Origin of the sequence: Azospirillum argentinense, assembly GCF_000632475.1 — a bacterium.
Lineage (GTDB): Bacteria > Pseudomonadota > Alphaproteobacteria > Azospirillales > Azospirillaceae > Azospirillum > Azospirillum baldaniorum.
The window spans coordinates 2,585,936-2,611,479 of sequence record NZ_CP007793.1 but is presented as its reverse complement, the minus strand read 5'-3'; the positions used below and the strand labels follow the sequence as shown (position 1 = coordinate 2,611,479).

The following is a 25,544-nucleotide window of genomic DNA, read 5'->3' as shown; positions in this document are numbered from 1 at the left end:
CCGCGCATGCCCATCTCACTCGCCGCCAGCCGCGTCCTGATCGTCGACGACAACGAATTCAACAGGAAGTCGCTGGCTCTGATGATCCGCCGCGCCGGGCTGACCCAGATCGAGGTCGCCGAGAACGGTGTGGAGGGGCTGCGCAAGGTGGAGAGCTTCCGCCCCGATCTGGTGCTGCTTGACGTCAGCATGCCGGTGATGGACGGGCTGGAGATGTGCCGGCGCCTGCGCGAGCGGCTGACCCACGAGGAATTGCCGATCCTGTTCCAGACCGCGCTGGACAGCGACGAGGAGCAGGTCCGCTGCTTCGAGGCCGGGGGCAGCGACTTCATCTCCAAGCCGATCAAGCCCGGCGAGTGCGTCGCCCGCGTCCGCCACCAGCTCGAAAAGCGCAAGCTGTTCACCGACCTCGCCAATTTCCGCGCGCGGGTGGAGCGGGAGCTGAAGCACGCCAAGGCGATGCAACTGTCCCTGCTGCCCGAGCCAAGGGAGCTGGAGGCCGTCGCCGAGCGGTACGAGCTGGTGCTGGACGCCCATTTCGAAACCTCGTCGGAGCTGGGCGGCGACTTCTGGAACGTCTACCCGCTGGACAGCCACCGCGTTGCCTTCCTGCTGGTCGATTTCGCCGGGCACGGCATCACCGCCGCCATCAACACCTTCCGCCTGCACACGCTGATCGACCGCTTTCCCATGCAGCATGTGCCGCCCTCGGAATGGCTGGCCGGGCTGAACCGGGCGCTGAAGGAGGTGCTGCCGGTCGGCCAGTTCGCCACCGCCTTCTTCGGCATCCTGGACCTGCACACCGACACGCTGACCTACGCCTCGGCCGGGGCGCCGAATCCGGTGGTGGGGATCGCGGGGGAGCTTCGGCTGCTCGATTCGGCGGGGCTGGTGCTGGGCGCGTCGCGTCGCGCCGTCTACGCCGACCGCAGCCTGCGCCTGCCGCGCGGAAGCTGCCTGTTCCTCTACAGCGACGCGCTGATCGAATGCAGCGGTCCGGACAACGAGCCGATCGGCCAGGACGGGGTCCCCGGCCTGCTGCGCGGCGCCATCGCCGCCAACCGCGCCCGCCCGCTGGGGCCGTTGCTGGAGCGCTTCTACGCCCGCACCAGCCTGCCGCTGCGCGACGACCTGACCGCCGTATGGATCGCCCGCCGGGCGTGAGGGCAGGCCCGGACATCACAGTGTGGAAACGAGAAAGGCCGCCGCGGTTGTCCGCGGCGGCCCTTCTGCCTGAGTCTCGGGGGGAGGGGCGCCGTTACGCCTGGGTCTCGGACGCGGCGTAGCGGCGGCGGACCCACATCACACTCTTCACGGCGAAGATGGTGACGCCGATGCCCAGCGCGATGAGCAGGAGGATCTTCGGACCGTTCTCGCCGATGGCGGCGGCGGCCTCGCCGAACATGTAGCCGGCCCCGGCGAAGCTCCAGGCCCAGATACCGGCGGCGATGAAGTTCCAGAACAGGAACTTGCGCCAGGGCATTCGGGATGTGCCGACGGCGACCGAGGCGATGTTGCGCACCCCGTAGAGGAAGCGGAAGGCCAGGATGAAGCCGACGCCGTAGGTTTCCAGCCAGTACAGCACGCGGGACGCGCGGGCCTCCGCCGCCGGGAAACGGGCCAGCGCCTTGGCGCCCCATTTGCGGCCGATCCAGAAATAACACTGGTCGCCCATGAAACTGCCGATCCAGACGGCGGCAACCAACCAGTATAGGTTGATGATCCCCAGATGCGCGCCCATCCCACCGAAGATCACGAAGGTCTCGCCTTCGAAAAAGGCCCATATGAAGGCCAGGGGATAGAAGGCATCGCCCCAATCCTGGAGCCAGGTCATCCAGTCCAAATCACCCTCCCCGCGGGTCGTTCCTTTCGGTCCGGACCGCAGGCGATGCGCCAGGGAAACGCAGGCGCGGCCATTGGTCAGGCTACGGACACATCATTGCACATAAGTGCGTGTCTTGTCGCGCAATCATTCCCGAATCGGGGGGAGGAGCCCGTACAAAGTTGGGGTAAGAAACGATCTATTGCGGCGGGATTATTTTGTTTCCGGACACGTATTCTGTGAATCGGTCAGTGTTCGTGACTTGGTCAGCCATCCTCGCCCGACAATTCGCCGACCGCCTGCCGGGCGGCGCGCAGCAGCAGGGGATTCGGTTCGGACGGGCCGCCCTCTCCCTCGTCTTCTTCCCAGGCGCCCGAGGCGGCTCCCGGAGTGGCGCGGCGCTTCAACTCGCGTGCGGCTTCGATCAGCAGATGGGCCAGCTTGTGGTCGGGCAGCGCCTGGGCCAGCGCCCGCAGCTCCGCGTTGGTCAGGGCGGCCGGGTCGAAGTCGGCGCGCGGCGCCATCGGGACGGGCGGCGGCGGGACGAGCGCGAGGGTCATCGGTGGCGGCGCCGACGACGGTGACGGAACGTCCTCCCGCACCACGTCGATGGCCACCGGCGCCGCCACAGTGGTGGCGCGGGACCGGCGCGCCGGTTTGCGCGCCCGCTCCGTTTCGGGCAGGCTGTCGAACAGGAGAGGTTGCGTGCTCATCCGGTCACCCGCGATCCGTTCACCGCTAGTTTGCGAAGTGTTCTCTTTTCATTCTAGAGAACGAAGGCCGGAAGTCGAGTGGAAACTTTTGGGGCCGAAGCGTGAGACGCGGAGTCAGGCGATCGCGTCCAGGAACCGCTCGGGGCGCAGGATGCGGGTGCGGCCCACCCGGCGCACCGACAGAAGCTGCCGGTCCACCGTCACCAGCCAGTCGGCGTCGGCGGCCAGCGCCACGGCCAGGAACATGTCGTCGTCGGGATCGCGGCACAGCCGTTCCACCGGAGCGGGCTCGACCCGCCGGGCCTCCGCGGCGAAGGCGGCCAGGAAGGCGGCGCGCTCCTCCGCCGGGCGGTAGCGCTCGAAGTCCGGGCGCATCAGCACCTCGCGCAGCTCCGCCAGCGTGGCGTCGGAGACGAAGGCGGCTCCCTGCGCCCGCACCGCCTCGACGCTGCGCTGGATGGCCAGGCTGCGGCGAGGCACCTCGGCGCCGAGCAGGGCGTAGCCGACGAGGATGTTGGTGTCCAGAACGACCCGGATGGGGGCGGCGTGGTGGGGGCTGGCGGTCATGCGCCCGTCGGTTCCAAGGCTCGTTCAGCCCTTGCGGGTCAGCAGCAACGCGGTCAGGTCGTCGTCGATCGGGCCGATGGCGCGCAGGCGGTCCAGCAACCCGTCCAGGAAGCGGTCGCCGTCGGTCTCGTCCATCCGCTCGGCGACCAGGGCGGCGAGGCCCGGCTCGTCCAGGACGTCATTGCCAACCGGGATTTCGATGGCGCCGTCCGAATAGAGGAACAGGCGCCCGCCGGGGGGCAGGGGGAGGGAGCGCTCCTCATACTCCGCCGAGGCGAGCAGGCCGAGCGGCAGGCCCGCGCTGTCGCCCAGCAGCGGTTCGGCATCGCCCGGTGCCCAGACCATCGGGCGCGTCGATCCGGCGGAGGCGTAAACGAAGCGGTTCTCCGCCGGCTCGACCACCCCGGCCAGCATGGTGGCGAACTGCCCGTTGGGAAGCAGCGCGCACAGCCGCCGGTTGACGGTGGACAGGAGCGCGCCCGGGGTCAGGCCGGACATGTCCATTTGCTGGCAGATCGCGTGCAGGCGGAAGGTGTTCAGCGCCGCCCCGACGCCATGGCCGGAGAAATCGACCATGTAGAGCATGGTCCGGCCTTGTCCCTGGCCCTGACCCTGGCCCCGCTCACCGGCGTTGTGGCGCAGGTCCCAGAAGTCGCCGCCCAGCTCCGACGAGGGGGCGAAATGGGCGGCGATGCCCACCCCGGCCGCGGCCTCCACCTCGGCCAGCCGCTCCGGCGAGGGCATCAGCCGCTCCTGCATCTTGCGGGCGAGCGACAGCTCGCTCTCCGTCCGCTCGCGGAAACACTGGAGGTCGTGGAGCAGCGCCCGGTTCTGCAGGTGGATGCGCACGCGGGCCAGCAGCTCGACCGCGTTGATCGGCTTGGTCACGTAATCGGTGGCACCGGCGGCGAAGGCCTTGGCGCGGTCCTCCGCCCGGTTCAGGCTGGATTGCACGAGGACCGGCAGATCCTTCCAGGCGGGAAGCGCGCGCAGGCGGCGGCACATCTCGAACCCGTCCAGGTTCGGCATCATCAGGTCGAGCAGGATCAGGTCGGGCCGGAAGGCGTCCAGCCGGGCCAGCGCGTCGTTGCCGTCCTCCGCCATCTCGATGCGGGTGACGCCGCCGCGTTCCAGCAGGGCCTGGAGCAGGTGGCGGTTCACGCGGTTGTCGTCCACCACCAGGACGCGGGCCGTTTCCAGCCCCGGAACCTCCGGCAGCTTGTTCATCGCGCCCCCTCGCGCCCGATCCACACCAGCGTGTGGTCGTCGAGCGGCACGTCGCCCTGGGCCTCGGCGAGCGCCGCGGTCACCGCCGTGAAGGCGCCGCCGCCATCGCCGGTGGCCAGGGCGTTCCGGACGGCGGGGCTCCGCAGCAGGGCGGCCAAGCCGCCGTTGCGCCCGCCCAGCGCCTCCAGCACGGCGGTGGAGTGCAGGACCAACGCCGAGTCCGGCGGGAAGGGCAGGCTGCGTTCCTCGTAGCGGGTGCCGGCGGCGATGCCCACCGGCTGGCCGGACCCTTCGCCGAAGACCAGCGCCGCGCCGTCCGGCGGCACCAGGACCGGCGGGGCCGCCGCCGCCGCCGCGTAGGTGAAGCGCTCCGCCGCGCCGTCCACCACGCCGTAGATCACCGTGGCGTGCTGGCCAAGCTCCAGCAGGCAGACGGCCCGTTCGTTCAGTTCGGTCAGGAAGGCGGCGGGCCGTTCGCCGAGATGGGGGGCCAGCTCGTGGATCAGCGTGTGCATGCGGAAGGCGTTCAGCGCCGCAGACACGCCGCGCCCGGCCATGTCCAGCAGGAACAGACCGAACCGCCCGCCGGCCAGCGGCAGCACCCCCCAGAGGTCGCCGCCCAGGTCGGAGGACAGCGCCGTGTGCGAGCGCAGCGTCACCCCGGCGCGGTCCGTCTGGGTGGCGCACAGCGCCGCGGAGGGCAGGAGATGGTCGTACATGGAGCGGGCCATCGCCAGCTCCCCCTCGACCCGCGCCCGGTAGGTCTGCAGGTCGCGGATCAGCACCCGGTTCTCCAGGTGGATGCGCACGCGGGCGACCAGCTCGGTCCGGTCCAGCGGCTTGGAGATCAGGTCGGTGGTGCCGGCGGCGAAGGCGCGGTTGCGGTCGTCGCTGGACGACAGGGCGGTCTGCACCAGCACCGGCAGGTCGGCGTAGGCGTGGTCGTCGCGCAGGCGGCGGCACACCTCGAACCCGTCCATCCCCGGCATCATGATGTCGAGGATCAGCAGGTCCGGCGCCTCCGCGGCGATCTGGGCGAGCGCGTCGAAGCCGTCCTTGGCGTAGACGACGTTCTGGAAGCCGGCTTCGCCGAGCAGGGCGCCGATCAGTGTGCGGTTGAAGTCGGTATCATCCACCACCAGGATGCGGCAGGCGGCGATGGCGTCGTCCATCAGAGGGGAAACCTCATGCGGATGCGCCGCCCGCCGTCGAGAAGCTGAAGCTCTTCCACGATGGCGGCGATCAGGTCCAGCCCGCGGCCCGAGGCGCCGTAGTCGATGCGCTCCGGCCGGGCGAAGCCGGTTCCCTCGTCGGCGACCTCGACCACCGCGCAAGCGCTTTCCAGCCAGGCGGCGACCTCGATCCGGCGGTCGGCGAAGGTGGGGTCGGCCATGCGTGCCGCCAGATCGTGGGAGAAGCGCTCCAGCGCCTCCACGCTCAGCCCCTTCATGCCTTCGACCTGAAGGTTGCCGTGGACCACCGCGTTGCTGATGGCCTCGTGCAGCGCCAGCTCCATGTCGTCGCGCTGGGCTTCCGGCATGGGGTGCAGAGCGGCCAGCCCGGTCAGGATGCGCCCGGCCAGATGCAGCCGGTTGGCGGTCACCGTCGTCACGCAGGCGAACAGGTCGGCGCGGGCGGCGCGGTGGGCGGCCTCGACGATCCGGGCGTCGGACAGGCCGGCGATCTCGATCCAGGCGCCATAGGGGCGCTGCCAGAACTCCGGCGCCTCCACGGCGGCGGCATCGCCCACCAGAAGCAGAACGGAGGCGCCGAACTCCTCCCCCGCCGGGGAGCCGGGCCGCCGGGGCGGAAGCCGAAGCGCCGCCGACAGCCGGTCCAGCCGGTCGGCCGGCACGCCCAGGCCTTGCAGGGCGGCGACGCGGGTGGGGGAGGGGACCAAGGGGGTCAGTCCTCGATCGTGACGATCTTGTTGAGCTGGGCCACGGTCAGCACGCGCTTGACCTGTCCGGCGGCGGAGCGCAGGACGAGCTGCTTGTCGGCGTTCGCCATTTCCTCCCGCGCGATCAGCAGCATGCCGATTCCCGCCGAATCGACGAATTCCAGCGTGGAGAGGTCGAGCACCTGACGTTTGGCCTTGTTCTGCAGCATCTCCCGGATCAGGGCGCGCAGCTTGGCGTGGTCGTTGAAGGTCAGGCGACCGCGCAACCGAACCAGGGTCTCCTGCTCCTTGTCCTCAATTCCGTAGTCCATCGGTCCGGTGTTCCTGAAGGGTGTTCCTGAAGGGGCATTGGGGCGGGTGGCCTTTGCGGACCACGCCAGAATGGAGCAAGACAGGCCGGGGGTTCCAGAGAATCCCTCGGCTTCAGAAAAGTTCGATGTCGCCGCCGGAACTGTCGTCCTGGCCGGCATCGACGTCAAGGACGCCATGCTCGTCCAGCGCCGTCCCTTCCAGCAGCAGACGGCGCACGAAGCGCTGGCGCATCTCGCTCAGCTTGAAGCGGCCCAGCAGTTCGTCGAGCCATTCCTGCGGAACCTGCGGCCCCAAGGAAGCGGGCATTTCGACGCGGGTGCGGTTTTCCAGCTCGTTCAGCCCTTCCGCCATGATGGCGAGGCTGTCGTTGATGGCCTCCAGCCGCTGCTTGGTCAGGTCCTGGAACTGCATTCCGGTGACCATGCGGCTGATGGTGGCGGACATGTCCGACGACACGGTCGCCGCCGTCTCCAGCACCGCCTGGAAGTGGTTGGTCTGGTCGACCAGGCTGTCCATGGTCTTGTCCACCCGCTCCTTGGCGAGCATCTGGGGGGACATGTCGGTGTCGGCGATCTGGCGCAGGATGTCGTGGCCGTTGCGCACGCCCTTGACCACCGCGGTGACCTTGGAGCGCATGCGGTCGGCCAGCGCCCCGGTGTTGCGGGAGAGGTGGCGCACCTCCTGCGCGACGACGGCGAAGGTCCGTCCGGCCTCGCCGGCGCGGCTCGCCTCGATGGTGGCGTTCAGCGCCAGGAAGTTGGTCTGGCGGTTGATGGCGTCGATGTCGCCGATCGACTTCTCCAGCTCCGCCACGTCCTTCTGCACGTCGTCGAGGAGATAGACCATGCTCATGGCGTGGCGGGACAGCATGACGATGTTGGAGATCATGTCCGCGATCATCTGCTGCATGCCGGTGACCAGCTGGTCCATCGGCACCCGCTCCCCGTCGATGGAGACGGAGCCGGCCATGCCGACGATCTCCTCCACCCGCTCCGACTGCTGCATGGCCTTCTCGGCCAGCTCGCGGAAGCGGGAGGAGAGGTCCAGCGTGGCGTCCTCGACCGTCGCGGAGGTGCGGGTCAGCTCGTTCTGCACCGCCTCCAGCGTGCGGCGCTGGATGTCGGCGTAGCCCATCCAGGTCGCCAGAAGCTCGCCGGTCACCGGAATCTTCTCGCCGATCTCGGGCAGGTTGTGCACGGGAGCGCCATCGTCGGGAAGGTCCGGCTTCTCCGGTTCCGGTCCGGCTTCCAGGCGGGGCGCGCGGCCGTAGAAAGACATGGTGCTGCTCCTCAGTTCGCGCGCGTGCGGTGTTCGCCGATGGCGTCGAACGCGCGCAGCATCTCGGCCGGTATCTGCGCCAGCGGCAGTTCGACGGCGACCGCCCCGGCTTCCCGGGCGGCGCGCGGCATGCCGTAGACGACGCAGCTCGATTCCTGTTCGCCGATGGTATAGGCCCCCGCGTCGTGCATCGCCAGCATGCCCGACGCCCCGTCGCGGCCCATGCCGGACAGGATCACCCCCACCGCGTTCGCCCCCGCCGCCTTGGCGACGGAGGAGAACAGCACGTCCACCGACGGGCGGTGGCCGCTGACCGCCGGCCCGTCCTGGATGTGGCAGGAATAGCCCTGGGGGTCGCGGATGATCACCAGATGACGGTCGCCGGGGGCGATGTAGACCTTGCCCTGGACCAGCCGGGCGCCCTGGGTGGCGACCTCCACCGACGGCGGCGAGATGCGGTCGAGCCGGGCAGCGAAGCTGGGGACGTAGCTGGGACCCATATGCTGGGTGATGACGATGGGCGGGCAGTCGGCGGGCATGACCGCCAGCACGTCGCGGATGCGCTCCACCCCGCCGGTCGAGGCGCCGATGGCGATGAGGCGGGTGCCCGACCCGGCGCGGCGCGGCGTCTGGAGGGGGGAACTCGCGGGTTTGGGCCGCCGCATCGACAGGCGGGCAGTGGCGGCGATGCGGATCTTGCCGACCAGCTCGTGGGCCATCGCCTCGAAGCCGTGGCCCTCGGAGCCGTCGGGCTTGGCCACGCAGTCCACCGCGCCGATCTCCAGCGCGCGGATCGTCGCCTCCGACCCTTCCTGGGTCAGGGAGGAGACCATGACGACCGGCGTCGGACGCAGCGTCATGATCTTCTCCAGGAAGGACAGCCCGTCCATCCGCGGCATCTCGACGTCCAGCGTGACGACGTCCGGGTTGGTCCGCTTCATGACGTCGCGCGCCTCGTAGGGGTCGCGGGCGACGCCGACCACCTCGATGCCGGGCTCCTCGGAGATGATGGCCTTCAGCATCTCCCGCATCAGGCTGCTGTCGTCCACGATCACGACGCGGATGGAGCGTGTCATGGCTCAGTCCTCCCCGAACAGTTCCACGTCGCCCTCGATCGGCTGGTGCCGCAGGCTGGAGCGGAAATGCAGTTCCTGGTTCGCCGTCTCCGACAGGGCTTCCGGCCGCAGCATCTTGCGCATCGCCTTGCCGGTGTGGGGAAAATAGTGGATGCGCCGGGCCGAGGCGCCGCCGAGATCCTGGCCCATCAGCTTCAGCCCCTCCCGCCGCACGTAGTCGAGCGCGAAGGCGGCGTTGCGCTGGCCGACGTCGAAGCTGGAATCGATGACGCGGGCGCCGCCGAACAGCTTGACCTCCAGCCGCCCGCGCTGGGCGCCGCGGGCCAGCAGGTCGTTGATCAGCCGCTCCATGGCGACCGAGCCGTAGCGCGCCGCCGCCCCCGTGCCGGCGTCCTCGGACTCCGGGACCTCGGGCAGCAGGAAATGGTTCATGCCGCCGATCGCCGTCGCCGGGTCGTGGACGCAGGCGGCCACGCAGGAGCCCAGCGTCGTCACCATCATCACGTCCGAGCGGTCGCTGACCAGATGATGGCCCAGGAAGACCTTCATCGTGTGGGCACGGAACTGCGGGTGGAAGTAGCCGCCGGTCTGCCGGGCCTCCGCCGCACGGCGGCTTGCGAATGCGGTCATGCGTCACAGCCTCCGGTAGATGGTGGGGCCGGTCTGGCGGAAGCGGTCCGACACGCCGTACAGGCTTTCCGAATGGCCGAGGAACAGGCAGCCGCCGGGCTCCAGCATGCGGGCGAAGTTGCCGATGACCTGGGTCCGCCCGACGCGGTCGAAATAGATCAGCACGTTGCGGCAGAAGATCGCGTCGAACGGCCCCTTCATGGGCCAGTGCTCCAGCAGGTTCAGCGGCTTGAAGGTGATCAGCCGCTTCAGCTCCTCCTCCATGGCCACCATCGGCTCGCCGCCCTCGCGCTGGCGCCGGGTGAAGCGGTCGCGCAGAGGGGCCGGGATGCTGTTCGCCAGATCGGCGGGATAGACGCCGCGCCGGGCGGTGTCGACCATGTGGGTGTCGATGTCGGTCGCCAGGATCTTCGCGTCCCAGCGCCGCAGCTCCGGCCCGAAGCTGGAGGCCAGAACCATGGCGATGGTGTAGGGCTCCTGCCCGGAGGAGCAGCCGGCGGACCAGATGCGCAGCCGCGGGTGGGAGGACTCCCCGGCGTGGCGGGCGCGCATTTCCGGCACCGCGGTCTTCGCCAGGAAGTCGAAATGGTGCGATTCGCGGAAGAAGCTGGTCAGGTTGGTGGTCAGGGCGTTGACCAGGAAGCCGACCTCGTTCGCCCCCTCCTCGCTCTCCAGCAAGGCGCAGTAGCTGTCGAAGTCGCTCAGGCGCAAGTCGCGCAGCCGCCGGGCGAGGCGGGAATAGACCATCTCGATCTTGTGCGGGGCCAGCGCGATCCCAGCGAGCTGGTAGAGCATGTGGGCGATGAAGTCGAAGTGCCGCCGCTCGAACGGGAACTCCCGCCGGCCCGACGTCGCCGCGGGGACGGCGCCGCGGTCGGCCGGGGCCGAGTCGAAGGCGGGGGAAGGGCTGGGGGCGGTGGTCATGCCGCCCGTCCGCGGGGCAGCTCGGACCCACCGTGGGCGTGGCCGGCGTCCAGCGAGAAGAAGGCCATCTGCTGGCGGAGCTGCCCGGCCTGTTCCTCCAGCGAGCGGGCGGCGGCGGTGCTTTCCTCGACCAGCGCGGCGTTTTTCTGGGTCATCTCGTCCATCTGGGCGACGGCGGTGTTGACCTCGTCCAGGCCGGATGCCTGCTCGGCGGTGGCGCGGGCGATCTCCGACACGAGGTCGGCGACCCGCGCGATGCCCGCCACGATGTCGGTCAGCGAGGAGCCGGCGGAGCGGACCAGCTCCACCCCGTCCTTGACCTGCGCCCCGCTGTCGAGGATCAGCGTCTTGATCTCCTTGGACGCCTGGGCGGAGCGCTGGGCGAGGTTGCGCACCTCCTGCGCCACCACCGCGAAGCCGCGCCCGGCGTCGCCGGCTCGCGCCGCCTCGACCGCCGCGTTCAGCGCCAGCAGGTTGGTCTGGAAGGCGATCTCGTCGATCACCCCGATGATGTCGGAAATCTTCTGCGACGAGCGCTCGATCCCACGCATCGCCTCCACGGCGCTGGCGGCGACCTGACCGCCCTTCTCGGCGGCGCGGCGGGCGTCGTTGGCAAAGCTGTTGACCTGCTGGGCGTTGTCGGCGTTGGAGCGGACGGTGGCCGCCAGCTCTTCCATGCTCGCCGCCGTCTCCTCCAGCGAGGAGGCCTGCTGCTCGGTGCGCTCGGACAGGTCGAGGCTGCCGTCGGCGATCTCGCGGCTGGCCGCGGCGATGGACTCGGCGGCGCCGTTGATGCGGCGGACGATCTCCGACAACTTTTCCGCCGTGCCGTTGAAGTCGTCCTTCAGGCGCAGGAACACGCCCTCGTACGGCTTGTCGATGCGCCGCGACAGGTCGCCCTGGGACAGGGATTCCAGCATGGCGGCCAGATCCTCGGTCACGCCGGAGACGTTGGCGGCCAGCCGGTTCATGCCCTCGCTGACCAGCCGGAAGAAGCCGGTCTTGCCGTCCAGCGCGATCCGCTGCGCGAAGTCGCCGCGCACGGCGCTGTCCACCATGGCGGCGATTTCCGCCTCGATGGACAGTTCGGCGGTCAGGTCGCGCCATTCGACGACGAGGCCCAGCTTCTCGCCGTGGCGCCCGGCGACCGGGCTGGCGGTGATCTCGAAGCTGCGGCGGCCCGCCTTGACCATGCCCTTGTGGGGGCTGGCGAGGCCGGTCAGGCTGGAGCGCAGGCGTGGGACCTCGGTGTCCAGCGCGTCGAGAGTCGTCCCGATCAGCCCGGCGGCGTCGAAGGCGGGCAGGGCCTTGCGCAGGTCGCTCTCGGCGGCCTTGAACATCGCCAGGGCGGCGGCGTTGCAGTAGGTGACCGTCCCGTCCTCGCCCACCGTCATGATGCAGGACGACACGCGGTCGAGCGCGATCCCCGCCCGCACGGCGGTCACCGCGTCCTCCTTGAAGGCGGCGACGGCGCGGGCCATCGCGCCCAACTCGTCGCGCCCGTCGGTGTGGGGGACGGTGACCGACAGATGGCCGTCGCTGAGGTCGGTCATCACCTTGCGGATGCCCTGGACCGGGCCGGTGATCGAACGGGCGATGACCTGGGCGGCGCCGATGCCCAGCAGCAGCGACAGGCCGCCCAGCACCAGGGCCAGCAGGACACTGTTCTCCACCTCGGTTTCGGCGCGGGTCTCGATTCCCTTCTGCTCGGCGTGGATGGTGGTGGCGATGGAATCCAGCGTCGCGGTCAGGGCGGTGACGATCTTGGCGACGATCTCGGCGCGCAGGCGGTCGATCTCCTTGTCGGCGGCGACGGCGTCGCGGAAGGCGGCGCGGTAGCCCGGCGCCCGTTCCGCCACCTCGCGCAGCAGCGCCGCCACGCCGGGTTCGGTCAGCAGGGCCTGCGCCTCGCGCACATGCTCCAGCATCTCGTCCAGGTTCTTTTCCATCGGCGCCGCGGCGGCGGCGTCGCGCATGCCGAGCGCGCGGTTGGCGAAGAGGCGGCTCAGCACCCAGTGCTTCTCCATCTCCTCCCCGACCAGGGCGGCGTCCTTGTCGCCGGTGGCCTGGGCGCCCTCGACGATGCGCTCCAGCGTCTCGGTGATCTGGGTGCCCAGCGGGTCCATGGTCTGGTGGATGGCCGCGTCGTAGCGGTCGCGGACGACGCGGATCGCCTCGAACTGGGTGTGGTACTCGGTGTGCAGCCGCGCCAGCTCGGCGAAGGCCGCCGCCTGGCTGGAGCGCTGGATGGCCGCGCCGTGGGCGGCCAGCGCCTGATCGAACTCGGTGCGCAGCGCGCGCTGGCGGTTGAGCGCGGCGGGGTCGCCGGACACCAGATAGTCGCGCCCGTGGATGCGCTGGTTGGCGAGCCGGGCCGACAGGTCCTTGGCGAAGGTGGCGAGTTCGCCGCTGGAGAGCACCGCGTCGACGCTGCCGTTCAGGCTGCGGATGCTCAGCAGGCTGGCGGCGACCTGGGCGGCCAGCAGGGCGAGCAGGAGCGCGAAGGCCAGCCACAGCCGCTTCGAGATGCCCATCGCCCCAACGAACGAACCGACCCCTTTCGCCATGCCATCCCCCTTGCCCGCCGCGTCGTACCGGCGTTAGCCCTTATTTGAAACAAACCCGTGTGAAAAGCCGCGACATGACGCACCCCCGTCGGCGCCTGTGCGGGCACCTCCGTGGGGGGCTGTTCAGGACGCCCGCTCCAGCGCTGGCAGGGCCTTGGTCGCCGAGTCCAGCTCGCTGTTCTCGACGGAGAACAGCTTCTCGACGCTCAGCAGTGTGACCATGCGGTCGTCGGCGGTGTAGAGGCCGCTGAGATACTCGGCGTCGACCATGCCGCCGTCCACGTCGGGCGGCGGCTTGATGGCGTCGTGGCCGATCGCCAGGATGTCGGAGATGGCGTCGACCAGGATGCCGCGGGTGCGCTCCCCCACCTGGATCACCACCACGACGTGGCGCTTGGTGACCGACGTGGCGCCGCCGCCGAAGCGGGCGCGCAGGTCGAAGATGGGGATGATGATGCCGCGCAGGTTGATGACGCCGCGCACGTAGTCCGGCAGGTTCGGCAGGCGGCTTTCCGGCGTCCAGCCGCGGATCTCGCGGACCGACAGGATGTTGACGCCGTACTCCTCGCTGCCGACGGTGAAGGTGACGTACTGCTCCTCGGCGGCGTTGACCGCCATGACGTCGTTTCGGGCGTCGGTGCGGCTACCGCCGACGGTGGCGAGCGCGGTGGAACTGCTCATCGCTTGGCCTCAGACCGGTTCGAGTGCGGGTGCGGGCAGCGCGGCCACCGGCGAAGACGGCGGACGCGGCGCCCTGGAATCCATGTGCCGGCTCATCTCGCGCAGGCCGGCGACGTCCAGGATCAGGGCGACGCGCCCGTCGCCCAGGATGGTCGCGGCGGCCACGCCGTCGAGGCGGCGGAAGTTCGCTTCCAGGCTCTTGATGACGACCTGCTGCTGGCCCAGCACCTCGTCCACGACGAGACCGAGGCGGGAGCCGTCCTCCGTCTCCACCAGCACGACCAGGGCGCGGGTGGGGTCGGCGACGGCGCCGGGGATGCCGAACAGCTGGTGCAGGTAGACCAGCCGCACATACTCGCCGCGGGCCATCATCACGTCGCATTTGCCGACCAGCCCGTGCAGGTCCGCCGCCTTGGGGCGCAGGCTCTCCACGATGTTGGTCAGCGGCAGGACGAAGCGCTCCTCGCCGACCGAGATCACCATGCCGTCGAGCACCGCCAGGGTCAGCGGCAGGGACAGCACGAAGCGCGAGCCCTCGCCCGGTGTCGAGTAGACGCCGATGCGCCCGCCGAGCGAGGTGATGTTCCGCCGCACCACGTCCATGCCGACGCCGCGGCCCGACAGGTTGGACACCTGATCGGCCGTGGAGAAGCCGGGCAGGAAGATCAGGTTGTCGATCTCCTCGTCCGACAGGGTGGCGCCCGGCTGGACGAGGCCCTTCTCGATGGCCTTGGACAGCACCTTGGGCCGGTTGATGCCGCGCCCGTCGTCGGTGATCTCGATGACGATGCGGCCCGAGCGGTGCTGCGCCGACAGATGCACGGTGCCGGCGCGCGGCTTGCCGACGCGCTCCCGCTCCTCCGGCCCTTCCAGCCCGTGGTCGATGGAGTTGCGGATCATGTGCGTCAGCGGATCGACGAGGTTCTCCACCACCGTCTTGTCCACCTCGGTCGTCTCGCCGCTGGTGACGAGCTGGACCTCCTTGCCGGTCGTGGCGGCGCATTCGCGGACCAGCCGCGGCATGCGGGAGAAGACGCTCGACACCGGCTGGGCGCGGATCGACATCACGCTCTCGCGCAGCTCGCGGGTGTGCTGGGCCAGCTGCTCCAGCCCTTCCAGAAGCTCCTGGAACTCGCCGGGGGGCAGCTCGCGCACATGCTCGGCGATCATCGCCTGGGTGATGACCATCTCGCCGACCATGTTGACCAGCCGGTCGATCTTGTCGAGATCGACGCGGATGGTGTGGCTGGTCAGCCCGGCATGCTCCGCCCCGCCGCCGTTGGGACGCGGGCGGGTGGCCTCGGCCTTCGGGGTTTCAGCCTTTGGCGCTTCGGGGACCGTGGCGACCACCGCCGACGGGATGGCAGTGGCGACGGGCACCGGATCGGTGACGGGGGGCGGAGCCTCGGCGGCGGCGGGCGGCGGAGCCTCCGCGGTGATGCGGATGTCGCAGTCGTCGGCCACGAACTCGAAGACGTCGTTGATCTTGTCCAGATCGACGTCCGCGTCGGCGACCAGCGTGACCGTCCAGGAGAGGTGGAGAAGCTCCGCCTCCAGGTTCTGGAGATTGGGCAGGGCGTCGGTGTGGCACTCGACGGTGGCGTCGCCCAGCCGACGCAGGGCGCGCAGCATGAAGGCCGGCTCGTTGCCCGACATCAGCAGGTCGGACCGCGGCCGGAAGACGATGGTCCAGCGCAGCTTGCCGGGGGGAACCGGGTCCTCCTCCGCGCGGGCGGCGGCGATGGCGGCCATGGCGTCGCCGAACAGCCCGGCCTCGTCGTCCTCGTCGTCGGCGTAGACGGCGGCAGGAACGGGAGCGGCCGCCGGAGCCTGGACCTGCGGAGCCCCGCCCGACAGATGGCGGCGCAGGGCGGCCACGGTGCCGTCGGTGGTCCCCGCCGGGGCGGGGTCGCCCTCGCGCGCGTAGGCCAGCATTTGGCCCAGCAGGTCGTTGGCGCGGATCAGCGTGTCCACCAGCTCGGTCGTGACGGGGACGGTGTTGTTGCGCACCCCGTCCATCACCGTCTCGAACTCGTGCGCGAAGGCGACCAGCTCGGTGAAGCCGAAGGCGCCGCCGCCGCCCTTGATGGAATGGACGGCGCGGAAGATGGCGTTGACCTCGTCGGAATCGACTTCGCCCGGCGTCAGCCGCAGCAGGCCGGACTCGGCGACCTCCAGCAGCTCCGCGCTTTCGTCGAAATAGGTTTGCTTGAACCGGCTCAGGTCTTCCACGGGCGCCCCCTCACAAGCCAGGACGCGGCGTCAGCCGCAGACCTTCTGAACGACGGAGATCAGCTTTTCCGGGTTGAAGGGCTTCACGATCCAGCCGGTCGCCCCCACCGCCCGGCCTTCGGACTTCTTCTTCTCGTCGGCCTCGGTGGTCAGCATCAGGATGGGCAGCGTGCGGTGCGCCGGGGTGGCGCGCAGGCGGCGGATCAGGGTCAGCCCGTCCATCACCGGCATGTTCAGGTCGGTGATGACGAGGTCCACCTTGTTGGCGCCGATGACGCCCAGCGCCTGCTGTCCGTCGGCGGCTTCGACCACGTCGTAACCGGCGCCCTTCAGCGTGAAGGAGACCATGTCCCGCATGGTCCGCGAATCGTCGACGGTGAGTACCTTCTTCTTCACGCTTGGCTCCATTGCTTCAACCAGCCGTCCAGCCCCAGATCCTCGCAGGCTTCCGCCAGGACCTCGGACGGCTGGGCGATGGCGAACGTACGGTTCTGTTCGGCGGCGTGCCGGGAGGCGACGAGGAGCGCCTGGACGCAGGCGGTGCTGACCCGCTCCACGGCCGCGGCCTCGGCGATCACGGTTTGGGACGCGGCGAAGCCGGCGCGCAGGCTGTCCAGCAGGGGCTGCGCCATGGCGAGGTCGAGGTCGCTGGGCAGGCCCAGCCGCACCGTCCCTCCTTCGTCGCTCCACTTGATCAAAGTCACCGCCCGTCTCCTTGCAACCCGACCGGGCAATGCCCCGTCCGGAAGACTGATCATGTCCGGCATTTGGTAAAAAACCTGCCTGAAACACGTATAAGGATTCGTTAAGGCAACTGGACTGACCTGTGTCAACCGGAGCGCGTTCCGGCTGTGCGGTCCGGTTCTTTCGCGGTTTGATCGTTTTGTGACACGGCTGTTGCCGCTGTCGCCAAAGGAACGGTGAAGGCGAATGTGGCGCCCTTGCCGGGGGCGCTGTCCACCCGGATGCGGCCGCCGAGATGCTCGACGATGCGCTTGCTGATGGCCAGCCCCAGCCCGGTGCCCTGCGGCTTGTCGGTCATGGTGTCGCCGACCTGCCGGAAGCGGTCGAAGACGATGGCCTGATGCTCCGCGGCGATGCCGGGGCCGCTGTCGGTGACGGACACGCGCAGATGGTCGTCTTCCACCGCGACGGACAGCGACGCCCGCCCGCCCGCCGGGGTGAATTTCGCGGCGTTGGAGAGCAGGTTCACCGCCACCTGGACCAGCCGGTCATGGTCGCCGCGCACCGGCGGCAGGCCGTGCGGGATGGTGACGGCCAGCGCGATGCCGCGCTCGTGGAACAGCCGGGCGGTGGCCGCCGCCGCCTGCTCCAGCGCGGCGCCGAGGTCCATCGGGCGGACCTGCCAGTCGATCTCCCCGGCCTCGATCTTGGCCATGTCGAGGACCTGGTTGATCAGGCGGGTCAGCCGCTCGCTCTCGGTGATGACGAGGCCGAGGAACTCCTGCCGCTGCTCCAGCTCGATGTCGGGGTTGTCGTGCAGCACCTCGGTCAGGGCGCGGATGGAGGTCAGCGGCGTGCGCAGCTCGTGCGTCACGGTGGACAGGAACTCGTCCTTCAGCCGGTCCAGCTCCGTCAGCCGCAAGTTGGCGGCGCGCAGCGCGGCCGACGCGCGCTGCAGCTCCGCCGTCCTGTGTTCGAGTTGGCGGCTGTACTCGATGACGTGGCTGGTCTCGTCGAGCATCCGCATCAGCTCGGGGTAGCTGACCTCGCCGCCCTCCACCGCGGAGGCCAGCGCCACCCGCGCCGAGGCGGCGCCGATCGCCCCGGCGAGCAGCCGCTCGGCGAAGCGCACCAGCTCCGCCCCGGCCCGGCGGTCCGGATCCAGCGGTCCGTGGCGGCGGGCATGTTGGGCGAAGGCCGCCTCCGCCCGCTGCGGACCGAGGAAGCGTGCGACGATCCGTTGCAGGTCGCCGACCGTGGCGGTGCCGCGCCAAGCGCCGGCGGGCAGGGGGGTGTCGCGGTGCTGGAACACCTCGACGAAGGCGGTGGCCTGCGCCCGCTCGCCCAGGCCGGGGCGGTCGAGCAGGGAGACCACGACGTAGAGGCCGATGTTGAGCAGCATGCTCCAGAACAGGGCGTGGGTCAGCGGGTCCATGCCGTCCAGCCCGAACAGGGCATAGGGCCGCAGCAGGGCGACGCCCCACGGCCCCTGGTCGATGAAGGAGGCGGGCAGCCAGCCGGACCGCGCGAAGCTGGGCAGCAGCAGTGTGTAAGCCCAGGTCAGGATGCCGGCGCTGAGGCCGGCCAGCGCGCCGCGCCGGGTCGCCCCCGCCCAATAGACGCCGCCGATCAGCGCCGGGGCGAACTGCGCCACCGCCGTGAAGGAGATCAGCCCGATGGCGCTCAGCGCGTAGGCCGAGCCGGCGATGCGGAAATACAGGTAGCCGAGCAACAGGATCGCCACGATGGCGGCGCGCCGGATGATAAGCAGCAGCGGCGACAGGTCGTGCAGCCGCTCCAGCCGGGCGCTGCGGGCGCGCAGCAGCAACGGCATCACGATGTCGTTGCACACCATGGTGGAGAGCGCGATGGCCTCGACCACGATCATGCCGGTGGCCGCCGACAGACCGCCGATGAAGGCGAGAAGGGCCAGCCACTCGTTTCCGGCGGCCAGCGGCAGCGCCACCACGAACATGTCCGGATCCACCGCCCGGTCGGGAAAGCGCATCAGCCCGGCCACCGCCACCGGCAGCACGAACAGGTTGATCAGCAGCATGTAGAGCGGGAACAGCCACAGGGCGCGGGTCAGGTGCCGCTCGTCCACATTCTCGATCACCGTCACCTGGAACTGCCGGGGCAGGCAGAGCACCGCCGCCATCGCCAGCAGCGTCATGGTCAGCCATGACCCGTCGGCCAGCGCCGGGGTGGAGGTGAAGAGGTTGCGGATCTCCGGATGCTCCCCGGCCGTGGCGAACAGCTCGGTCGGGCCGTCGTGCAGCCCCCAGACCACCGCCGCGCCGACCGCCAGGAAGGCGACCAGTTTGACCACCGACTCGAAAGCGATGGCCGCCACCATGCCCTCGTGATGCTCCGCCGCGTCGATGTGCCGCGTGCCGAAGATGATGGCGAAGGCCGCCATGACCACCGCCACGTAGAAGGCGTTGTCCAGGACGACGGGCAGGGAGAGGCCGCCGGTGGCGCCGGACGGGTCGGTGCCCCACAGCACGTCGAAGCTGACCGCCACGGCCTTGAGCTGCAACGCGATGTAGGGCGTCACCCCGATCACCGCGGTCAGCGCCACCAGCCCGCCCAGCCCCTGGCTGCGCCCGTAGCGGGAGGCGATGAAGTCGGCGATGGAGGTGATGCGTTGCGCCTTGGCGATGCGCAGGATCTTGCGCAGCACCAGCGGCCCCAGCAGCATCAGCAGGGTCGGGCCGAGATAGATCGGCAGGAAGCCGATGCCCAGCGACGCCGCCCGCCCGACCGAGCCGTAGAAGGTCCAGGTCGTGCAGTACACCGCCAGCGAGAGCGCGTACACGTACGGCGACGCGATGACGCTGCGCCCGCCGTCCGCCCGCCGGTCCGCCCACCAGGCGATGGCGAAGAGGAGAAGCAGATAGGCGAAGCTGGCGGCGACGATGGTGGGCCAGGGCATCTCAACGCCCCCTGCGTTCCAGAAGCACCGCCGACAGCGCGATCACCCCGCCCCACACCCCCACGGCGTACACGTACAGCAGGGGCAGGCCGAACAGCGTGTCGCCGGCGCCGAAGACGCGCAGCAGCGGCGGGTTGAAGGCGACCACGCCAAACAGGAACAGCGCGATCAGGCGGTCGGCGCCCGCCCGGCGCGGTGGAGAGGGTGCGGGTTGCGGGGCGGGGCCCCCGGTCAAAAGGCGCGCTCCCGCGCTGCCAGCTCGACGATGATGTTGGCGCCACGGATGGCGTCGTCGAGCGTGCGGACGTCGCGTTCCTTGAGCATCTCGACCATGCGCAGGAAGACCGCGGCGGTGACGAGGCTGTCGCCCAGCGCCGTGTGGCGGTCCACCACCTCGATCCCCAGCCGCTCGGCGATCCCGTCCAGCGTGTGGTCGCCGCCCTCGCCGAGCAGCATCCGCGACAGCAGCATGGTGTCAAGAACCGGGCTGTCGAAGCGCACGCCCGAGGCCCGTTCCTTCATCTTCAGGAATTTCAGGTCGAAGGCGGCGTTGTGGGCGATCAGCACGGCACCCGACACGAAGCCGCGGAATTGCGGCAGCACCTTGTCGATGGTCGGCTTGTCGGCGACCATCGCGTCGGTGATGCCGTGGAAGGGGATCGATTCCGCCGGGATGCTCCGCTTCGGGTTGACCAGCGTGTTGAAGGTCTCGCCGGTCAGGATGCGCCCGCCGACGACGCGCACGGCGGCGATCTGGATGATCTCGTCGCCGGTGCTGGGGGACAGGCCCGTCGTCTCGGTGTCGAAGACCACGTAATGGAGCTGGTCGAGCGGCGTGCGGCCAAGCTCGCTGGTGGCCAGCGGCTGGTGCAGCAGGTTGAAGTCGAAGAACTCCGGCCGCGCCCCGCCGCGCGACGCGGTGTGGGCGGAGGGCGGCTTCAGCGCGGGCGGCAGCGGCACGCGCAGGCGCGACAGCAGCTCGCCTTCCGATCCCGGCCCCTTCACCGGCTCGCTCCACATCGTGCTCTTGTGGTGCTGGAGCACGTCGCCGACCGTCAGGCCGCCCAGCGCGTCGGGCAGCGGGTGGTCGAGCCAGCTGTCCACGATGCCGCTGGGCACGGACGGGCCGCGCCAAGTGATGTCCAGATAGACCCAGCTGTCCCCCGGCTCCACCGACAGGTCGTAGGCAGGGACCCCGGTCAGCGCGTAGACGTATTCGATCAGATAGCCGAACAGGATGACGAGGCTGTAGCTGTCGCCGTGCACCCATTGCGGCAGCCCGGTCAGCGTCACGCCGTACTGGGCGTCCGGCCCCACGCGGTGGCGGATCAGGTTGATGAGGTTGGTGGAGTGGATGTCGCTCATCGGCCAGGAGCCGGTGACGACGCTGCGGTACGCGTTGGTGACGTGGGCCAGCCGCTCCGACAGGGTGTTGGACGACTCCATCAGCGCGGCCTGGAAGGCGGCGCGCTCCTCCGGCCCCAGCTCCGGCGTGTCGTCCAGCGTCTCCAGCACGGCGCGCAGGTTTGCGATGGGGGTGCAGAAACCCTCCGTCGCCTCGCGCAGCAGGGCGTCGCGCTGGCCGAGCGCGGCCAATTCGCTGGTGGCGTCGGACAGGGTTATGACATAGCCGGTGATCGTCGGCGGCTCGTCCGACCCGTCCGGCGGGTCCTGCAGGATGGCGCTCATGCGCCCGGCCAGCAGGATGTGCCCGTCGGTGGTGGCGCCGACGAACTGGGCGGTGGTGCCGTGCTCGTGGTTGACGTGCCGCCCTTCGCGCACGCGCAGGGTCAGCCGCTCCAGCGTGTGGATGACCGGCTCCGCCACCACGAAATGCAGCAGCGAGCGGCCCAGCCCGAGGTCGCCGGCCAGATGCAGGATGTCGAGCGCCGTCTGGTTGTAGAGCAGGATCTGGTGCTTCAGGTTGCAGACCAGGACGCCTTCATGCAGGTCGCGCAGGACGGCGGCCAGCCGCGTCTTCTGCTCCTCCGCCTTGGCGGTCGACTCCGCAACGGTGCGCGCGGTGTCGCGGCGGGCGGCGGCCAGCTTGTCCGACAGCTCGTTGACCGCCTTGGCCACCGGGGCGAGATCGCCGTAGCGCGCCAGCGGGATGCGCGCGCCGGTCTTGCCCTCGGCGGTGCCATGGGCGATCAGCCCGGCCTCGCGGCTCAGCGTTTCCGAGGCGCGCAGCAGCCGCCGGTCGACCAGCCCCCACAGGCCCCAGACCGCGGCGGTGACGGCGGCGGTCATGGTGACGGCGTAGGTGACGAAAGCGTTCGGGTCGCCGTTCGCGCTGAAGCCGACCGCGGCCCCCACCGACAGCAGGGGCAGGCCGACGCCGGCGGCGCGGAAGGCCAGTGGGATGATCCGGCGCGGCTCCGCCGGGGTGGTTGCCGGGGCGGCGGTCCCGGCACTTCCGGTGGTCGCCGGGGCGCTCATGGCTGAGGCTCCGCGGTTCCGCCCTGGGTTTCGCCCTGGTCGTTCCCGGGGGTCAGGTATTTGCGGACGGTGGTGACGAGGTCGCGGGTCGAGAAGGGCTTGGTGATGTAGTCGGTGGCGCCCAGCGCCATGCCCTTCTGCCGCTCCACGTCGCGACTCTTGGCCGTCAGCATGATGATGGGCAGAGCCTGGTAGGCGGGGTTGGCGCGCAGCGACTGGCAGACGTCGAACCCGTCGCGGCGCGGCATCATGGCGTCCAGCAGGATCAGGTCGGGCGTGCTTTCCGCAACCGACTCAAGGGCTTCCTCGCCATTGCGGGCGATGCGCACGGCAAAGCCCGCCTTCTGCAACAGGACCTGCAGGGAGAGGACGATGCTGGGCTCATCGTCGGCGACCAGGATCGTCGGCTTCATACCAGGGTTTCCTCCGGTTCGCCGGTCTGATGCGCCGGCTTCTTGCGGCTGCGCTTGTTCTAATATGCGTGCCTGTTCAATCCCATGTTAGCGGCAAGGAGAAGGACAGATCAAGACGCAGCCCGCCCGCAATACCGAAATTGCGGACGGGCTTTTGCAAAGGAAAGAAGCGGAATAGAGGGGAGCGACAGTTTGTCGCGGTGCCGCCGTTGCCTGCGGTCAGCGCGTTGAGACGACGATGGGCTGCGCTTCCACCTTGCCCTTCAGCGACGCGGCGGCCTGACGGGCGGCGGCGGTGTCGGCATAGCCGCCGACACGGACGACATGCCAGGACCGCTGCTCGGCGTCGGTCCAGTCCAGCGCGTAGGCGTTGAAGCCGAGACCGCGCAGGCGGCGAACCAGCCCTTCGGCGTTGTCGGCCTGCTGGAAGGACCCGACCTGCACGGTGTAGCGCCCATCCGGAACGGCGGCGGACGCTGGCGTCGTCAGCACGCCCGACGAGGGCGCCGTGGCGGGTGCCGTAGTGGCGGTCTTGGGCGCCGGCTTGGCGGGCTGCGGCGCCGGGCGCGCCGCGGCGGCTTGGCGCTGGGCCGCGGCCGGCGGGGGCGGGGCCGACAGCATGGCCTGAAGCTCCGCCGTTTCCGTGGTCTTCGCGGAGGTCGGGGCCTTGGCGGGCTCGGCCGGGGGCGTCGTGAGGGTCGAAGCCGGCGGATGCGCCGGGGCCCTCGCGCTCTCCGCCGTTTCCACGGGGTGCGGCGCGGGGTCGGCCGGCTTGGCGGCGGTGGGAGCGGGCGACGGCAGGGCCGGCGGTTCCGGCACCTTCATGGCGGGCGGCGGGATCTGCGGCAGCGCCATGGGCGGCGGGACCACGGCGGGCGCCGGTGCGGCCGGAGCGACGACGGTTTGCGTCTGCATCGGCGGCTGTTGGGTCGGGGTGGGGGCCGCGCGGGTGATGAGCGGTTCCGGTTTGGCCTGAGCTTGAGCCGGAGCCACGCCGCCGGGCGAGGCGCCGCCGGGGGGCGGGGCGCTGGGGACGGCGGTGATGAGCGGTGCCGGGGGCGCGGACGGCGCCTCCCCACCCTGGTCCAGCATCACGACGACCGCGCCGATGCCGATGGCGGCGGCCAGCGCCGCGGCGATCTTGCCGATGGGCAGGTGCCGCTCCGCCTTCCGCCCGGCGTCCGGGGACAGGAGATCGTCCTCCTCCGCCGGGTCGGCCTTCAGGTCGTCGTTGAGGGCGCGCAGAAGGCGGGCGATGTCGTCCCGGGCCTCCCCGCCATCGTCGGCGGGGACGTCGGCCATGGGGCGCGCCTTGTGATCCGCCGTCTGACCGGCGGCCTTCATCTCATCCTTGAACGTCACGGCGGCGTGCGCACCCAGTTGAAGATCGCAAGGAATCGGCAGTCACGGGACCACAGGCACGAAAGGGCCGCGCCGCGATCCAAAGACCTTCTACTGTATTTCGACGTTCGTTCAAACGCCGATGCGACGAATTGGCGTGAGAAAGTTGGGCGCGGACGCGCGCCCGGGTCGCTTTTTTCCGGTTCAGGCCGGTTCAGGCCGTTGGGCGATAGGCGGGCGGTAGGGATGCTCGGCCATCCAGTGACGGGCGATGTCCAGCCGGGTGGCGACCCACGCCTTGTCGTGGCTCCGCACATAGTCGAGGAAGCGGGCCAGCGCCGCGGCGCGCCCCGGGCGCCCGACCAGACGGCAGTGCAGCCCGATCGACATCATCTTCGGCTGGTCTTCCCCTTCGGCGTAGAGCACGTCGAAGCTGTCCTTCAGGTAGGTGAAGAACTGCTCGCCGGTGTTGAAGCCCTGGTTGGTCGCGAAGCGCATGTCGTTGGCGTCGAGCGTGTAGGGCACGATCAACTGCGGCCGGCCGAAGCGGTCGTCCCAGTAGGGCAGGTCGTCGGCGTAGCTGTCGGCGTTGTAGAGGAAGCCACCCTCTTCCGACACCAGCTTCCAGGTGTTGGGGCTGCACCGCCCGAGATACCAGCCGAGCGGGCGGGAGCCGGTCACGCGGGTGTGGACCTCGATGGCGCGCAGCATGTGCTCGCGCTCCACCTCCTCCGGCAGATGCTGGTAGTCGATCCAGCGGTAGCCGTGGGTGGCGATCTCCCACCCGGCGTCCTGCATGGCGCGGACGGCGTCCGGGTTGCGCTCCAGCGCCATGGCGACGCCGTAGACGGTCACCGGCAGGCCGCGCTGCGTGAACATCCGGTGCAGCCGCCAGAAGCCGGCGCGGGAGCCGTACTCGTAGATCGACTCCATGTTCATGTGCCGCATGCCGACGATGGGCTGGGCGCCGACGATCTCCGACAGGAAGGCTTCCGACGCGGCGTCGCCGTGCAGGACGCAGTTCTCCCCGCCCTCCTCGTAGTTGATGACGAACTGCACCGCCACCCGCGCCCCGCCCGGCCAGTAGGGGTGCGGCGGACGGGACCCGTAGCCGATCAGGTCGCGCGGGTAATCGTGTGACATGGCGGGTGCGCTCCGTCAGGGAAGAGGGGGACGGTCAGGAGGCGGAGGACGAGGACTTTTCGGCCGACTGCTCCTCCGGCACCTGATGGCGCAGGATCAGCGGGGCCTGGAGGGCGCTGAACAGCAGGGTCAGCGGCATGATGCCGAACACCTTGAAGTTCACCCAGGCGTCGGTGGTCATGGTGCGCCACACCACCTCGTTCAGCGCGGCCAGCAGCAGGAAGAACCACGCCCAGCGGATCGCCAGCGTCCGCCAGCCGGCGTCGGACAGGTTCAGCACCGACCCCAGGACATGCTTCAGCACGTTGCGCCGCGTCAGGTGCGCCGCGAACAGGACCGCGGCGAACAGCAGGTTGACCAGCGTCGGCTTGATTTTGATGAACAGATCGTCCTGGAGCCACAGCGTCAGCCCGCCGAACAGCAGGACGAAGCCCGCCCCGACCACCGGCATTACCGGCACCTTGCGTTCGAACCGCCAGGAGACCAGCACGGAGATGCTGATCGCCACCATGAAGACGGCGGTGCCGATCATGATGCCGGCCTGGGAGTTGGCGATGAAGAAGGCCGCCAGCGGGCCGGCTTCGATCAGCAGTCGGGCGTATTGGTTCATGATCCTCACATAGACCGAACCGGGCCTGGGATAAAGAGGGAAGCGAGGGG

Annotated in this window: 24 protein-coding genes; 1 reads left to right on the top strand and 23 read right to left on the bottom strand. The window is 70.0% G+C overall.

From position 1 onward, the window contains the following. Positions 1-6: 6 nt before the first annotated feature. Entirely contained in the window at positions 7-1,164 is a 1,158-nt protein-coding gene (locus tag ABAZ39_RS12270; RefSeq protein ID WP_038529710.1) for a PP2C family protein-serine/threonine phosphatase, read from the top strand. A gap of 94 nt (positions 1,165-1,258) precedes the next feature. On the opposite strand, the gene ABAZ39_RS12265 is transcribed toward ABAZ39_RS12270, so the two are convergent. The 23 genes from ABAZ39_RS12265 to ABAZ39_RS12155 form a co-directional block, all read right to left on the bottom strand. Next, positions 1,259-1,834: a DedA family protein gene (locus tag ABAZ39_RS12265; protein WP_038531402.1), complete on the bottom strand. Its 576-nt coding sequence runs from the start codon at positions 1,832-1,834 to the stop codon at positions 1,259-1,261. A gap of 254 nt (positions 1,835-2,088) precedes the next feature. Beyond that, positions 2,089-2,535 (bottom strand): hypothetical protein, encoded by a 447-nt coding sequence (locus tag ABAZ39_RS12260; RefSeq protein WP_038529708.1) that lies wholly within the window; start codon positions 2,533-2,535, stop codon positions 2,089-2,091. A gap of 114 nt (positions 2,536-2,649) precedes the next feature. Further along, on the bottom strand, positions 2,650-3,102 hold the full coding sequence (locus ABAZ39_RS12255; RefSeq protein WP_038529706.1) for a putative toxin-antitoxin system toxin component, PIN family: 453 nt from the start codon (positions 3,100-3,102) through the stop codon (positions 2,650-2,652). Between the two features lie 24 nt (positions 3,103-3,126). Continuing rightward, complete coding sequence (locus ABAZ39_RS12250) at positions 3,127-4,329, bottom strand: PP2C family protein-serine/threonine phosphatase (protein ID WP_038529704.1); 1,203 nt, start codon at positions 4,327-4,329, stop codon at positions 3,127-3,129. Further along, positions 4,326-5,501 (bottom strand): fused response regulator/phosphatase, encoded by a 1,176-nt coding sequence (locus tag ABAZ39_RS12245; RefSeq protein ID WP_038529702.1) that lies wholly within the window; start codon positions 5,499-5,501, stop codon positions 4,326-4,328. The genes ABAZ39_RS12250 and ABAZ39_RS12245 overlap by 4 nt, the downstream gene beginning before the upstream one ends. Further along, on the bottom strand, positions 5,501-6,229 hold the full coding sequence (locus tag ABAZ39_RS12240; protein ID WP_051657983.1) for an ATP-binding protein: 729 nt from the start codon (positions 6,227-6,229) through the stop codon (positions 5,501-5,503). Before ABAZ39_RS12240 ends, ABAZ39_RS12245 begins: the two co-directional genes overlap by 1 nt. A gap of 5 nt (positions 6,230-6,234) precedes the next feature. Further along, positions 6,235-6,540 (bottom strand): STAS domain-containing protein, encoded by a 306-nt coding sequence (locus ABAZ39_RS12235; RefSeq protein WP_014241675.1) that lies wholly within the window; start codon positions 6,538-6,540, stop codon positions 6,235-6,237. Between the two features lie 112 nt (positions 6,541-6,652). Further along, positions 6,653-7,819 (bottom strand): methyl-accepting chemotaxis protein, encoded by a 1,167-nt coding sequence (locus ABAZ39_RS12230; protein WP_038529698.1) that lies wholly within the window; start codon positions 7,817-7,819, stop codon positions 6,653-6,655. An 11-nt stretch (positions 7,820-7,830) separates the two neighbouring features. Next, the gene (locus ABAZ39_RS12225) at positions 7,831-8,895 is read right to left on the bottom strand and encodes a protein-glutamate methylesterase/protein-glutamine glutaminase (protein ID WP_038529696.1); all 1,065 of its coding nucleotides are present in this window, start codon (positions 8,893-8,895) and stop codon (positions 7,831-7,833) included. Positions 8,896-8,898: 3 nt separating this feature from the next. After that, on the bottom strand, positions 8,899-9,525 hold the full coding sequence (locus ABAZ39_RS12220) for a chemotaxis protein (protein WP_014241672.1): 627 nt from the start codon (positions 9,523-9,525) through the stop codon (positions 8,899-8,901). Between the two features lie 3 nt (positions 9,526-9,528). Further along, on the bottom strand, positions 9,529-10,449 hold the full coding sequence (locus ABAZ39_RS12215) for a CheR family methyltransferase (protein WP_038529694.1): 921 nt from the start codon (positions 10,447-10,449) through the stop codon (positions 9,529-9,531). Further along, positions 10,446-13,016 (bottom strand): methyl-accepting chemotaxis protein, encoded by a 2,571-nt coding sequence (locus ABAZ39_RS37495; protein ID WP_038529692.1) that lies wholly within the window; start codon positions 13,014-13,016, stop codon positions 10,446-10,448. The genes ABAZ39_RS12215 and ABAZ39_RS37495 overlap by 4 nt, the downstream gene beginning before the upstream one ends. Before the next feature lie 123 nt (positions 13,017-13,139). Continuing rightward, positions 13,140-13,697: a chemotaxis protein CheW gene (locus ABAZ39_RS12205; protein WP_014241669.1), complete on the bottom strand. Its 558-nt coding sequence runs from the start codon at positions 13,695-13,697 to the stop codon at positions 13,140-13,142. A 9-nt stretch (positions 13,698-13,706) separates the two neighbouring features. Next, on the bottom strand, positions 13,707-15,929 hold the full coding sequence (locus ABAZ39_RS12200; protein ID WP_038529690.1) for a chemotaxis protein CheA: 2,223 nt from the start codon (positions 15,927-15,929) through the stop codon (positions 13,707-13,709). A 30-nt stretch (positions 15,930-15,959) separates the two neighbouring features. Further along, positions 15,960-16,337 (bottom strand): response regulator, encoded by a 378-nt coding sequence (locus ABAZ39_RS12195; protein ID WP_014241666.1) that lies wholly within the window; start codon positions 16,335-16,337, stop codon positions 15,960-15,962. Next, on the bottom strand, positions 16,322-16,633 hold the full coding sequence (locus ABAZ39_RS12190) for an STAS domain-containing protein (protein WP_038529688.1): 312 nt from the start codon (positions 16,631-16,633) through the stop codon (positions 16,322-16,324). Before ABAZ39_RS12190 ends, ABAZ39_RS12195 begins: the two co-directional genes overlap by 16 nt. Positions 16,634-16,758: 125 nt before the next feature. Beyond that, a complete protein-coding gene (locus tag ABAZ39_RS12185) occupies positions 16,759-19,548 on the bottom strand; it encodes a sensor histidine kinase (protein WP_038529686.1) in 2,790 nt (929 codons plus the stop codon). A gap of 1 nt (position 19,549) precedes the next feature. Then, positions 19,550-19,783 carry a hypothetical protein gene (locus ABAZ39_RS12180; RefSeq protein WP_038529684.1) on the bottom strand — a complete coding sequence of 78 codons (234 nt, stop codon included), beginning with the start codon at positions 19,781-19,783 and terminating at the stop codon, positions 19,550-19,552. Next, positions 19,780-21,987, bottom strand: coding sequence for a 3'-5' exonuclease (locus ABAZ39_RS12175; protein ID WP_038529683.1), 2,208 nt, complete (start codon positions 21,985-21,987; stop codon positions 19,780-19,782). The genes ABAZ39_RS12180 and ABAZ39_RS12175 overlap by 4 nt, the downstream gene beginning before the upstream one ends. Continuing rightward, positions 21,984-22,400, bottom strand: coding sequence for a response regulator transcription factor (locus tag ABAZ39_RS12170; protein ID WP_038529681.1), 417 nt, complete (start codon positions 22,398-22,400; stop codon positions 21,984-21,986). Before ABAZ39_RS12170 ends, ABAZ39_RS12175 begins: the two co-directional genes overlap by 4 nt. A 219-nt stretch (positions 22,401-22,619) precedes the next feature. Next, the gene (locus ABAZ39_RS12165; protein ID WP_144243529.1) at positions 22,620-23,762 is read right to left on the bottom strand and encodes an SPOR domain-containing protein; all 1,143 of its coding nucleotides are present in this window, start codon (positions 23,760-23,762) and stop codon (positions 22,620-22,622) included. A 183-nt stretch (positions 23,763-23,945) separates the two neighbouring features. After that, positions 23,946-24,884 (bottom strand): allantoinase PuuE, encoded by a 939-nt coding sequence (puuE, locus tag ABAZ39_RS12160; RefSeq protein ID WP_038529679.1) that lies wholly within the window; start codon positions 24,882-24,884, stop codon positions 23,946-23,948. A gap of 34 nt (positions 24,885-24,918) precedes the next feature. Beyond that, a complete protein-coding gene (locus tag ABAZ39_RS12155; protein ID WP_038529677.1) occupies positions 24,919-25,494 on the bottom strand; it encodes a septation protein A in 576 nt (191 codons plus the stop codon). Positions 25,495-25,544 lie beyond the last annotated feature (50 nt).

Excerpts from the sequence above, each read along its gene's own strand:
- ABAZ39_RS37495 (WP_038529692.1), bottom strand. The coding sequence starts at position 13,016 with ATGGCGAAAGGGGTCGGTTCGTTCGTTGGGGCGATGGGCATCTCGAAG.
- ABAZ39_RS12220 (WP_014241672.1), bottom strand. The coding sequence starts at position 9,525 with ATGACCGCATTCGCAAGCCGCCGTGCGGCGGAGGCCCGGCAGACCGGC.
- ABAZ39_RS12225 (WP_038529696.1), bottom strand. The coding sequence starts at position 8,895 with ATGACACGCTCCATCCGCGTCGTGATCGTGGACGACAGCAGCCTGATG.
- ABAZ39_RS12175 (WP_038529683.1), bottom strand. The coding sequence starts at position 21,987 with ATGAGCGCCCCGGCGACCACCGGAAGTGCCGGGACCGCCGCCCCGGCA.
- ABAZ39_RS12235 (WP_014241675.1), bottom strand. The coding sequence starts at position 6,540 with ATGGACTACGGAATTGAGGACAAGGAGCAGGAGACCCTGGTTCGGTTG.
- ABAZ39_RS12195 (WP_014241666.1), bottom strand. The coding sequence starts at position 16,337 with ATGGAGCCAAGCGTGAAGAAGAAGGTACTCACCGTCGACGATTCGCGG.
- puuE (WP_038529679.1), bottom strand. The coding sequence starts at position 24,884 with ATGTCACACGATTACCCGCGCGACCTGATCGGCTACGGGTCCCGTCCG.
- ABAZ39_RS12205 (WP_014241669.1), bottom strand. The coding sequence starts at position 13,697 with ATGAGCAGTTCCACCGCGCTCGCCACCGTCGGCGGTAGCCGCACCGAC.
- ABAZ39_RS12245 (WP_038529702.1), bottom strand. The coding sequence starts at position 5,501 with ATGGACGACGCCATCGCCGCCTGCCGCATCCTGGTGGTGGATGATACC.
- ABAZ39_RS12215 (WP_038529694.1), bottom strand. The coding sequence starts at position 10,449 with ATGACCACCGCCCCCAGCCCTTCCCCCGCCTTCGACTCGGCCCCGGCC.
- ABAZ39_RS12270 (WP_038529710.1), top strand. The coding sequence starts at position 7 with ATGCCCATCTCACTCGCCGCCAGCCGCGTCCTGATCGTCGACGACAAC.
- ABAZ39_RS12230 (WP_038529698.1), bottom strand. The coding sequence starts at position 7,819 with ATGTCTTTCTACGGCCGCGCGCCCCGCCTGGAAGCCGGACCGGAACCG.
- ABAZ39_RS12185 (WP_038529686.1), bottom strand. The coding sequence starts at position 19,548 with ATGCCCTGGCCCACCATCGTCGCCGCCAGCTTCGCCTATCTGCTTCTC.
- ABAZ39_RS12170 (WP_038529681.1), bottom strand. The coding sequence starts at position 22,400 with ATGAAGCCGACGATCCTGGTCGCCGACGATGAGCCCAGCATCGTCCTC.
- ABAZ39_RS12155 (WP_038529677.1), bottom strand. The coding sequence starts at position 25,494 with ATGAACCAATACGCCCGACTGCTGATCGAAGCCGGCCCGCTGGCGGCC.
- ABAZ39_RS12255 (WP_038529706.1), bottom strand. The coding sequence starts at position 3,102 with ATGACCGCCAGCCCCCACCACGCCGCCCCCATCCGGGTCGTTCTGGAC.
- ABAZ39_RS12265 (WP_038531402.1), bottom strand. The coding sequence starts at position 1,834 with ATGACCTGGCTCCAGGATTGGGGCGATGCCTTCTATCCCCTGGCCTTC.
- ABAZ39_RS12260 (WP_038529708.1), bottom strand. The coding sequence starts at position 2,535 with ATGAGCACGCAACCTCTCCTGTTCGACAGCCTGCCCGAAACGGAGCGG.
- ABAZ39_RS12250 (WP_038529704.1), bottom strand. The coding sequence starts at position 4,329 with ATGAACAAGCTGCCGGAGGTTCCGGGGCTGGAAACGGCCCGCGTCCTG.